The organism is Bacteroides cellulosilyticus DSM 14838, assembly GCF_000158035.1.
In the GTDB taxonomy this organism is placed as follows: Bacteria; Bacteroidota; Bacteroidia; order Bacteroidales; family Bacteroidaceae; genus Bacteroides; species Bacteroides cellulosilyticus.
This window is the reverse complement of record NZ_EQ973491.1, coordinates 737,969-746,438: the sequence shown is the minus strand read 5'-3', so window position 1 is coordinate 746,438 and position 8,470 is coordinate 737,969. Positions and strand designations below refer to the sequence as shown.

6 protein-coding genes are annotated in these 8,470 nt (G+C 43.5%); all 6 read left to right on the top strand.

Annotated features, from left to right (window positions below; genetic code table 11):
• Positions 1 to 205: 205 nt before the first annotated feature.
• The 6 genes from miaA to BACCELL_RS15135 all read left to right on the top strand — a co-directional run bounded on the left by miaA (position 206) and on the right by BACCELL_RS15135 (position 8,348).
• Positions 206 to 1,126 carry a tRNA (adenosine(37)-N6)-dimethylallyltransferase MiaA gene (gene miaA / locus BACCELL_RS15160; RefSeq protein WP_007212751.1) on the top strand — a complete coding sequence of 307 codons (921 nt, stop codon included), beginning with the start codon at positions 206 to 208 and terminating at the stop codon, positions 1,124 to 1,126.
• 79 nt (positions 1,127 to 1,205) lie between these two features.
• Positions 1,206 to 2,132, top strand: a complete 927-nt coding sequence (locus BACCELL_RS15155; RefSeq protein ID WP_007212750.1) for a diacylglycerol/lipid kinase family protein — start codon at positions 1,206 to 1,208, stop codon at positions 2,130 to 2,132.
• Positions 2,133 to 2,171: 39 nt separating this feature from the next.
• Entirely contained in the window at positions 2,172 to 2,972 is an 801-nt protein-coding gene (kdsA, locus tag BACCELL_RS15150) for a 3-deoxy-8-phosphooctulonate synthase (RefSeq protein WP_007212749.1), read from the top strand.
• A gap of 115 nt (positions 2,973 to 3,087) precedes the next feature.
• Complete coding sequence (locus tag BACCELL_RS15145; RefSeq protein ID WP_007212748.1) at positions 3,088 to 5,925, top strand: M16 family metallopeptidase; 2,838 nt, start codon at positions 3,088 to 3,090, stop codon at positions 5,923 to 5,925.
• Between the two features lie 105 nt (positions 5,926 to 6,030).
• Positions 6,031 to 7,524: a DUF5687 family protein gene (locus tag BACCELL_RS15140; protein WP_007212747.1), complete on the top strand. Its 1,494-nt coding sequence runs from the start codon at positions 6,031 to 6,033 to the stop codon at positions 7,522 to 7,524.
• Between the two features lie 8 nt (positions 7,525 to 7,532).
• Entirely contained in the window at positions 7,533 to 8,348 is an 816-nt protein-coding gene (locus BACCELL_RS15135; RefSeq protein ID WP_007212746.1) for an ABC transporter ATP-binding protein, read from the top strand.
• Positions 8,349 to 8,470 lie beyond the last annotated feature (122 nt).

Sequence of the window (8,470 nt, the reverse complement as noted above, 5' to 3'; positions counted from 1 at the left end):
CACTTTTTTGAAAGTAGCAAGTTCCGTGTGCGGAAACAACGCATTTATAACACCATTTAAGAGAAGGCATTCTCTTTTTCACTTCCTTTTTCATATTTAGCTTTAAAACGAAGACAAGCTGCACTTTAGCATTAAAAATAATCAAGCTTATTTTGTATTGCTTTCGGTTTGCATTATCTTTGTAGAAAAATAATCAAAACGACTTATGCCTGACTATGATTTGATAGCTATATTAGGTCCTACCGCTTCCGGTAAAACTCCTTTCGCCGCAGCACTGGCAGATGTTCTTGACACAGAAATCATCAGTGCAGATTCCCGGCAAATCTACCGTGGTATGGATCTCGGTACAGGTAAAGACCTGGTAGACTACACTGTAAATGGTAAACTAATCCCCTATCATCTGATTGATATTGCCGACCCGGGTTATAAATACAATGTTTTTGAATATCAGCGTGATTTTCTGATAGCGTACGAGACTATTAAACAAAAAGGGAAACTTCCCGTTTTGTGTGGAGGTACCGGTATGTATCTGGAATCCGTATTGAAAGGCTATAAGTTGCTGCCAGTTCCCGAAAACCCGGAGTTACGTGCACGCCTTGCCGATAAATCCCTGGAAGAACTGACTGAGGTGCTGAAGCAATACAAAGCCCTGCATAATACTACAGATGTCGACACCGTAAAACGAGCGATCCGAGCCATTGAGATAGAAGAATATTATGCACATACACCGGTAGACGAACGGGAGTTCCCGAAACTGAACAGCCTTATCATTGGTGTAGATATAGACCGGGAATTACGCCGTACGAAGATATCCAACCGCCTGCGTCAACGTCTGGACGAAGGGATGGTAGATGAAGTACGACGCCTGATAGAACAGGGTATCCAACCGGATGATCTTATCTATTATGGCCTGGAATACAAGTACCTGACTCTGTACGTTATCGGCAAACTAACATACGAAGAGATGTACAGGGAACTGGAGATTGCTATTCATCAGTTTGCCAAACGGCAGATGACCTGGTTCCGGGGAATGGAACGACGCGGCTTTACTATCCATTGGATGGATGCCGGGCTGCCTATGGAAGAAAAGATTGCTTTTGTACAAGCGAAACTCGAAGGGAATTAGTATCTTTGGGGCAACAAAGACAAAGACTGCGGGGAGAGTACAAAAATGATTATGTAGGACTTTACTAAGAGATAACAATATGAGCGTAGAACCCGAAAAGTGGGGAGTGATATACAATCCCAAAGCCGGCACGCGGAAAGTGCAGAAACGGTGGAAAGAAATCAAAGAATATATGGACAGCCGAGGCGTGTCTTATGACTATGTGCAGTCTGAAGGGTTCGGATCTGTGGAACGTTTAGCCGGCATTCTTGCCAATAACGGATACCGCACCATTGTTGTGGTGGGCGGTGATGGAGCACTAAACGACGCCATCAACGGTATCATGTCGTCCAATGCAGAAGATAAAAGAGAAATCGCCATAGGTATCATTCCCAACGGTATCGGAAATGACTTTGCCAAATACTGGGAAATGACTTCGGAATACAAAGATGCCGTAGATTGCATCATAAATAACCGACGCCGGAAGATAGACGTCGGATTTTGCAACTATTACGATGGTGAAAAGCATGTAACACGCTATTTCCTCAATGCAATCAACATTGGTTTAGGAGCCCGTATCGTGAAGATTTCCGACCAGACCAAACGTTTCTGGGGAGTGAAATTCCTGTCCTATCTCATGGCCCTCATCTCACTTTTCTTTGAACGGAAGCTCTACCGGATGCATCTCAAAATAAACGGAGAACACATCCGGGGACGTATCATGACGGTATGTATTGGCAGTGCATGGGGATACGGACAAGCACCAAGTGCCGTGCCATATAACGGTTGGCTCGATGTATCCGTTATCTATCGTCCGGAGCTATTACAACTCGTATCAGGACTGTGGATGCTTATCCAGGGACGTATTCTGAATCATAAAGTCGTGATGCCTTACCGTACCCAGAAAGTAAAAGTACTACGTGCACAAAATGCTTCGGTGGACTTGGACGGACGTATTCTCGACCGGCATTTTCCACTGGACATCGGAATTATGCATGAAGCGATAACATTGATTATACCCAACTAAGAATAACGATTAACGTTAAGCACTATACACTAATTACTTATGATTGAATTAAAGAATAATCCTGCCGGAAATTTCTTTTTATTGGCAGGTCCTTGTGTGATTGAAGGAGAAGAGATGGCAATGCGTATTGCCGAACGTGTGGTAAATATCACGGAGAAATTACAAATACCTTATGTATTTAAAGGCTCTTATCGCAAGGCCAACCGTTCACGCCTGGATTCATTTATGGGAATAGGCGATGAAAAAGCGTTGAAAGTGTTACAGAAAGTACACGATACTTTTGGTGTGCCTACTGTTACAGATATACATTCTGCAGAAGAAGCCGCAATGGCCGCCGAATATGTAGATGTACTGCAAATACCAGCATTCCTTTGCCGCCAGACAGACATTCTGATAGCTGCTGCAAAAACAGGAAAGGTGGTTAACATCAAAAAAGGACAGTTCCTGTCTCCACTCGCCATGCGCTTTGCTGCGGAAAAGGTAGTAGAAGCCGGAAATAAGGAAGTTATGATTACCGAACGTGGAACAACTTTCGGATATCAAGACCTTGTTGTAGACTACCGTGGCATTCCTGAAATGCAAACCTTCGGTTATCCGGTCATTCTGGATGTTACACATTCTCTGCAACAACCCAATCAGACAAGTGGAGTGACAGGTGGTATGCCGCAGCTTATTGAAACCGTTGCCAAAGCCGGTGTTGCGGTTGGTGTAGACGGATTGTTTATTGAAACACATGAGCACCCCGAAATAGCCAAAAGCGATGGTGCCAATATGCTGAAGCTCGATTTACTGGAAGGACTACTGACGAAACTGGTACGGATTCGTGAGGCGATAAAATGATAATTTAGCGGCAAAGCCGCTAAATTATCATTCATATAAAAAATATATCCTTCCTGTGATTTCTCCTCTCCCTCTTCGACAAATAGGTCAAGAAACAATTTTAATTTTCATCAACATGAAACATTTATTTCACAGTTTACTGGCAGTAGCATTCGTTCTATGTGCCGGTTTCCAACAAGCGGTAGCGCAGCAAATGCAGTTTCCGCCCCTTCCCGTGGACAAAAATGTCCGTATCGGCCAATTAGACAATGGCCTGACGTATTACATACGCCACAACAAATTACCCGAAAATCGGGCTGAGTTCTATATTGCCCAGAAAGTAGGTTCCATTCTTGAAGAACCGCAACAACGCGGACTTGCCCACTTCTTGGAACACATGGCCTTCAACGGTACTAAAAATTTCCCCGGTGATGATAAAGGCCTCGGCGTCATCCCTTGGTGCGAAACCGTAGGTATCAAATTTGGTACTAACTTAAATGCTTATACCAGCATAGACGAAACTGTTTACAACATCAGTAATGCTCCGATTGACCGCACCGGTGTATTGGACTCCTGTCTGCTGATCCTGCACGACTGGTCTAACTATATCCTACTCAAAGACGATGAAATCGACAAAGAACGTGGTGTGATCCGTGAAGAATGGCGTAGCCGCAACAGTGGTATGTTGCGCGTCTACACTGACCTGCTCCCAACTATATATCAGGGTGACAAATATGCAGATTGTATGCCTATCGGCTCTATTGATGTAATCAACAACTTCCCTTATAAAGATATCCGCGATTACTATCACAAATGGTATCGTCCTGATCTGCAAGGTATCGTTATCGTAGGTGATATCGATGTAGACACCGTAGAAGCTAAACTAAAGGCAGTATTCGCCGATGTACAAAAACCGGTAAATCCGGCAGAACGCACTTACTATCCTGTTACTGATAATAAGGAACCCATCGTAGCTATCGGTACAGATAAGGAAGTAGACGACCCGTCAATTGAGATTTACTTCAAGCAAGATGCGACTCCTGATTCAGAAAAGAATAATGTAGGCTACCTTGCTTCACAATATATGACGAGCATGATCAGTAGTATGTTGAACGCCCGCCTGAGCGAATTGGTGCAAAGTGCTAACCCACCGTTTACCCGCGCAAGCAGTTACTATAGCGACTTCTTTGTCGCCAAAACCAAAGAAGCCTTCGCACTTTCTGCCTCAAGTAAAGCCGACGGCATTGAAACAGCCTTGAAAACCTTACTACAAGAGACTGAACGTGCACGTCGCTTCGGCTTTACCGAATCAGAATATGCACGCGCACGCGCCAACTATTTGCAGAGTTTAGAGTCTGCCTACAACGAACGCGAAAAGACCAAGCACGGTTCTTACGTAAGAGAATATGTACAGAACTTCCTGAATGGCGAGCCTATCCCGGGGATTGAAGCTGAGTACGCTATGATGAACCAACTGGCTCCTAACATTCCCTTACAGGCCATGAATATGGTAATGCAGCAACTCGTTCCGGATAGCAATCAAGTAGTTATAATTGCCGGTCCTGCAAAAGAAGGCTTGAAATACCCGACAAAAGAAGAAGTTATCAACTTACTGAAAGGTATGAAAGATCTCGACCTGCAAGCATACGTAGACAAAGTATCTGACGAACCGCTGATGAAAGAAGCTCCGAAAGGTGGTAAAATCATTTCTGAGAAAGAAGGCGATATCTATGGTAGTACAAAATTAGTTCTTTCAAATGGTGTAGCTGTCTATGTAAAGAAGACTGATTTCAAAGCTGATGAAATCCGCATGAAAGGTACCAGTCTGGGTGGTAAATCCATTTTCCCCGACAAAGACGCACTGAACTTTGCCGTTATGGACAACGTAATAGCTGTAGGTGGTTTGGGTAACTTCAGCCAAGTAGACTTGACGAAAGTACTGGCTGGCAAGAAAGTTTCCGTCAATGCCGGTCTGGGTGCTACCACAGAGAATGTATTCGGTACCTGCTCACCAAAAGATTTTGAAACGATGATGCAGCTGACATATCTCACCTTCACCGCTCCCCGTAAAGATGCGGAAGCATTCGAATCTTTTAAAAACCGTATGAAAGCCCAATTGGAAAGTGCGCAGGCAAATCCTCTTTCTTCTATAAACGACTCTTTACAGAAAGCAATGTACAATAATCACCCGCGTGTAGTAATGATGAAACCGGAAATGGTGGATCAGATTGATTACGACCGTATTCTGGAAATGTACAACGACCGTTTCAAAGATGCCAGCGACTTTACATTCTACTTTGTCGGAAACATTGACCTTGAAACTGCCAAACCACTGATTGCCGAATACTTAGGTGCACTGCCTGCCATCAATCGCAAAGAAACCTTCAAAGATACGAAGATGGATATACGCAAAGGCGTGTACAAGAATGAATATGCCAAAGAGCAACAAACGCCTACAGCAACGATCGTATTCCTGTACAGCGGTAAAGCTCCTTATACTTTGAAGAATGACATTCTGCTGAGCTTTGCAACTCAGGTTCTTGATATGGTTTATACGGAAGAAGTACGTGAAAAAGAAGGTGGTACATACGGTGTAAACTGCTATGGCGACTTGCAGAAGTATCCGAAAGAACAACTGATGTTGCAGATTGTCTTCCAGACCGATCCGGCTAAGAAAGATAAACTGGCAGGTATTGTAGTAGACGAGTTGAAGAAACTTGCAGCCGAAGGACCGTCAGACGTACACTTGCAGAAAGTAAAAGAGTACATGCTGAAGAAGTATGCCGACAACCAGAAAGAAAACGGATACTGGATGAATAATCTGAACGATTACTTCTATTATGGCATGGATATGACAGAAGGATACACGGATATCGTAAATAGCATCACAGCTAAAGATATTCAAAAGTTTGTATCTGACCTGTTGAAACAAGGAAATGAAATCGAGGTAACCATGACGGTACCCAACAAATAGTGATAAAGGATAAGTGATTAGTGATAAGCGAGTGCATTCTTACTTATTACTAATCACTACCTTCCAATCACTCCATTAATCACTAACAACTAATCACTAAACAGCATGAATCTATTTCTTGAGCTACGCAGACACGGAAAGTTAGCTGAAAAGCGGCATCCGATGTACGAGAAAAGTAAGTTCGGAAAGTTTTGGATGTACTTCATGAGTGTATTCTGGGCAGGGTATCTCATTTTCTTCGGAACAACATTCGCTTTCGCCTTCGACGGAGGCGCCAAAGAAGCCTATCACGTAATGAACAGCGGCCTGATCTTCATACTCGCCCTGGACTTCCTTTTGCGGTTACCCTTCCTGAAAACACCGACACAGGAAGTTAAACCATACTTACTGCTCCCCATCAAAAGGAGTCGTCTTATCGACTTACTGCTCCTACGCTCGGGACTTAACAGCTTTAATTTGCTTTGGCTCTTCCTGTTCGTTCCGTTCGCTATTATCACTGTTACCAAATTTTATGGAATAGGAGGTGTATTGACTTACTGCATTGGTATTTGGTTGCTCATCGTATTCAATAATTACTGGTATCTGCTATGTCGTACGCTGATGGACGAACGCATCTGGTGGGTTCTCTTGCCGATAGTCGTATACGGAGGTATTGCAGCTGCACTTTTCGTTCCAGATGACAGTCCGTTATTCGGTTTCTTCATTGATCTGGGTGAAGGATTTATCACGGGAAACATACTCACATTTATCTGTGTCCTGGTAGCCATTTCCCTTATGTGGTTCATCAACCGGAGCATTATGCAAAAACTGGTCTACAATGAACTGAATAAAACAGAAGACACTACCGTTCAAGTAAAAACAGTATCCGAATACAAGTTCCTGGACCGTTATGGCGAAATAGGCGAATACATCCGGCTGGAGTTGAAATTGCTACTACGCAACAAGGTGTGCAGGAAGTCACTTTATTCCGTTACCGCTATAGTACTGATTTTCAGTCTTACCATCAGTTTTTCTGATATTTACGATGGTGGCTCCCGCGACTTCTTCGTACTTTACAACTATATCATCTTCGGAATTCTGTTCCTCTCTCCGCTGATGAGCTACGAAGGTAACTACATTGACGGTCTGATGAGCCGCAAGGAGTCCATCTATTCATTGTTGCGTGCCAAATACATCTTGTACAGCATCGCACTCATCATCCCGTTTGTGCTGATGATACCGGGTATGGTGACGGGTAAAGTATCTGTACTGGAATGCACCGCTTGGATTATATTCGTTCCGGGTGCCGTATACTTCTGTCTGTTTCAGTTGGCAGTGTATAACAACAAGACGCTTGACCTTAATGCCAAAATGACTGGACGGCAAAATGTGGGTACCGGTTTGCAGAACCTCATTGCAGGAGGTGCATTCGGAGTGCCGTTGCTACTATTCTTCGTACTGAATGCGACGGTGGGCAAAGAAGTAACCCCATGGATTCTCTTAGTTGTCGGCATACTATTCATCGCAACTTCAAGATGGTGGCTACGGAATGTATATCATCGCTTCATGAAGCGCCGATATAAGAATATGGAAGGATTTCACGATAGTAGACAAAAATAATAACGAATATGATAGAGATTAACCAACTTCAAAAAAACTTCGGCGAAAAGAAAGCCGTAGATATCGAGAAATATAGCATCTACCAGGGCGATATGTTAGGATTGGTAGGCAACAATGGTGCGGGTAAGACTACCCTCTTCCGTCTGATACTGGACCTGCTACAGGCAGATCTGGGAAATGTGACAATCAATGACATCGATGTATCCAAAAATGAAGACTGGAAACAATTCACAGGTGCTTTCATCGATGATGGTTTCCTGATTGATTACCTCACTCCCGAAGAATATTTCTACTTCATCGGTAAAATGTACGGTCTGAAAAAAGAAGAGGTAGACGAACGTCTGCTTCCATTTGAACGCTTCATGAGTAACGAAGTCCTCGGACAAAAGAAATTCATCCGTAACTTCTCTGCCGGAAACAAGCAGAAAATAGGTATTATCTCCGCCATGCTGCATCATCCGCAATTGCTGATCCTGGATGAACCGTTCAATTTCCTTGATCCGAGTTCACAGTCCATCATCAAGCACCTGCTGAAAAAATACAATGAAGATCACCATGCCACAGTCATTATTTCAAGTCATAACCTAAACCATACGGTGGATGTGTGTCCGCGTATTGCTCTGATGGAGAATGGAGTGATTATCCGTGATATTCAGAATGAGAATAACTCGGCTGAAAAGGAGCTTGAAGACTATTTTAATGTCAGAGTAGAAGAAGAAATTGAAGAAGAGAAAATGGAAATGACGGCTCAGGAAACAACAATTCAAGAAGTACCAGTTCAGGAAACAATTGTTCAACCGGAAGAGAAAGAGGAACAAGCATGAAGAAATACCTCTCTTATATAGTTGCACTTATCGGACTGACCTTTAGTTTAAGTTCTTGCCATACATCAGCACCTCGTCTCGACTACAAAGCGCTGGCAAAAGCTTCTGTCCGCATGGGAATA